2 protein-coding genes are annotated in these 2,978 nt (G+C 39.6%); both read left to right on the top strand.

Going from position 1 to position 2,978, the window contains the following annotated elements:
• The first annotated feature begins 269 nt into the window (after positions 1-269).
• Positions 270-1,187 (top strand): proline dehydrogenase family protein, encoded by a 918-nt coding sequence (locus V7164_RS13715; protein WP_335354350.1) that lies wholly within the window; start codon positions 270-272, stop codon positions 1,185-1,187.
• Between the two features lie 35 nt (positions 1,188-1,222).
• Positions 1,223-2,767, top strand: a complete 1,545-nt coding sequence (pruA, locus tag V7164_RS13720; protein WP_335354351.1) for an L-glutamate gamma-semialdehyde dehydrogenase — start codon at positions 1,223-1,225, stop codon at positions 2,765-2,767.
• Positions 2,768-2,978 lie beyond the last annotated feature (211 nt).

Below are 2,978 nucleotides of genomic sequence, written 5' to 3' on the forward strand. Positions count from 1 at the left end.
CGTGGCGTTCTTAGTCTGTGTTCCTACAATCGGGACTTTACGGGCTGTTGATCTACACATAGTAACTTTTTTTACTCCACTTCTTGAAATGGGGATCTTACAGCCCGTTAATCTGCGATAAACTTTTTGTCCAAAAGCAACAAAAGAACAATCAAATAATTGTATTACACTAACATTGTAGATAGTTGTCACAGAATTGTAGAATTTAAAGTAATAGAAGAAATACCATTATGCGGGGATTTACTGCAATTTCGGAGGTGTTTATATAAGTGGAAGCATTAACAAGGGACTTTTTCTTATTTCTTTCAAAGAACGATCTTCTTAATAAAATCGCTCAAAAAAGAGGAGGAAAGTTTGCACAAGGTAAATTGATTGGCGGATTGGATTTTCCAAGCTCAATTGAGTTTATCAGAAAATTGAATAATCAAGGATTATCTGTAACAGTCGACCATTTAGGAGAATTCGTCAATTCAGTTGAGATTGCAAACGAACGTACGGAAGAATGTATTCGTACAATCGAAATGATTAGCAAAGAAAAGCTGGATTCTCAAGTATCTCTGAAAATGACCTCATTAGGACTTGATATTGATCGTGATTTAGTTATGAAGAATATGACTAAAATTCTCGATACAGCTGAAAAGCATCAAATCATGGTAACCATCGACATGGAAGATGTGCCTCGCTGCCAGGCTACGATTGATATTTTCAAACAGTTAAGAGAAAAATACAGCTGTGTCAGCACGGTTCTTCAAGCCTACCTCTACCGTACTGAGCAGGACTTGCAAGATCTTAGCGTCTATCAGCCATTCCTGCGTCTTGTAAAAGGTGCTTATAAAGAATCGGCAGATGTTGCCTATCCTGATAAGAAAGACGTGGATGAAAATTATAAAAAGCTCATTAAGCAAAGCTTATTAAGCGGCAATTATACAGCGATTGCTTCTCATGATGATCAAATCATCGAGTATACGATAAATCTTGCCAAAGAGAATAACATCCCGAATGATCGTTTTGAATTCCAAATGCTTTACGGAATGAGAAATAAAACACAGCTTGATTTAGTAAAGCAAGGCTATAAATTCCGTGTCTATGTACCTTATGGTTTAGATTGGTACGGCTATTTCATGAGAAGATTAGCAGAAAGACCAGCCAATATTGCATTTGCTTTCAAAGGTATGGTAAAAAACTAAGAATAAATCTCGAGTAACTAAAGGAGCGAAAAAAAATGATCCCATACAAACACGAACCATTTACTGATTTTTCAATTGATGAAAATAAACAAGCATACTTAGAAGCTATTAAACTCGTAGAAGGCTACCTTGGCCAGGATTATCCTCTTGTAATCGGCAATGAAAAAATAACAACCGATAGCAAAATTGTTTCCTATAACCCAGCTAATAAGCAGGATGTAATCGGAAGTGTTTCGAAAGCAAGCAAAGATCTTGCTGAAAAAGCAATGCAGGCAGCTGTTACAGCATTCGAATCTTGGAAAAAAGTAAAACCTGAAGTGCGTGCAGACGTATTATTCAAAGCAGCTGCGATTATTCGCCGCCGCAAGCATGAATTCTCTGCCCTTCTAACAAAAGAAGCTGGTAAGCCATGGAATGAAGCTGACGCAGATACAGCTGAAGCAATTGATTTCCTAGAATACTATGCTCGTCAAATGCTGCGAATCAAAGACGGTGTTCCTGTCGAAAGCCGTCCTGGTGAATACAACCGCTATGATTATATTCCGCTAGGGGTAGGCATCATCATCTCACCATGGAACTTCCCGTTTGCGATCATGGCTGGTACAACAGTTGCAGCAATCGTAACTGGAAACACTGTTCTATTAAAACCTGCTTCAACTACACCAATTGTTGCTGCTAAGTTCGTAGAGGTAATGGAAGAAGCTGGACTTCCTGCAGGCGTTCTAAACTTTGTTCCTGGAAGCGGCGCTGAAGTAGGGGATTACTTAGTTGATCATCCGAAGACACGTTTCATCTCTTTCACGGGCTCTCGTGATGTCGGTCTTCGCATTTTCGAACGTGCTTCAAAAATTAACGAGGGCCAAATTTGGATGAAACGCCTAATCGCTGAAATGGGCGGTAAAGATACAATTGTTGTTGATAACGAAGCTGACTTAGAATTAGCCGCTCAATCGATCGTGAAATCAGCTTTCGGCTTCTCTGGTCAAAAATGCTCTGCATGCTCACGTGCAGTTATTGTAGAAGACGTATATGATCAAGTATTAGACCGTGTTGTAGAATTAACTAACGAGCTTACACAAGGAGATCCAACCAATCCAACTAACTTCATGGCAACGGTCATTGACCAAAGTGCATTCGATAAAATTATGAGCTACATCGAAATCGGGAAACAAGAAGGAAAGCTTATGACAGGCGGAGAAGGAGACGACTCTAAAGGCTACTTCATTAAACCAACAGTATTTGCAGATCTTTCTCCAGAAGCACGCATCATGAAGGAAGAGATTTTTGGCCCAGTCGTTGGCTTCACAAAAGCGAAGAATTTCGATGAGGCAATCGAAATTGCGAACAACACAGAGTATGGTTTAACTGGTGCGGTTATTACCAATAATCGTGAAAACATGGAAAAAGCACGTGAGGATTTCCATGTTGGTAACCTTTATTTCAACCGTGGTTGTACGGGTGCTATCGTTGGCTACCAGCCATTCGGAGGCTTCAACATGTCAGGAACGGACTCAAAGGCAGGCGGCCCTGATTACCTCCTTCTTCACATGCAAGCAAAAACAACTTCCGAAATGTTTTAAGACATTCATATAACATTAGATTAGGAGAATCAATCGGTGTGCATTGCCGGTTGGTTCTTTTATTTTTGAATTAAATCCATTACCTTCTGAAAAATACATTTAAAGATGCTTCTATGTTAGTGTTTTTCATGGCAGTACAACAAAGCAGCTACATTGGATCCTCCTATGTTTGCGTTTTTCCTCTAACTACACTAAAACCCTTACATTGAGC

It is taken from the genome of Bacillus sp. JJ1474 (assembly GCF_036965225.1).
Taxonomy (GTDB): Bacteria; Bacillota; Bacilli; order Bacillales; family Cytobacillaceae; genus Cytobacillus.

Excerpts from the sequence above, each read along its gene's own strand:
- pruA (WP_335354351.1), top strand. The coding sequence starts at position 1,223 with ATGATCCCATACAAACACGAACCATTTACTGATTTTTCAATTGATGAA.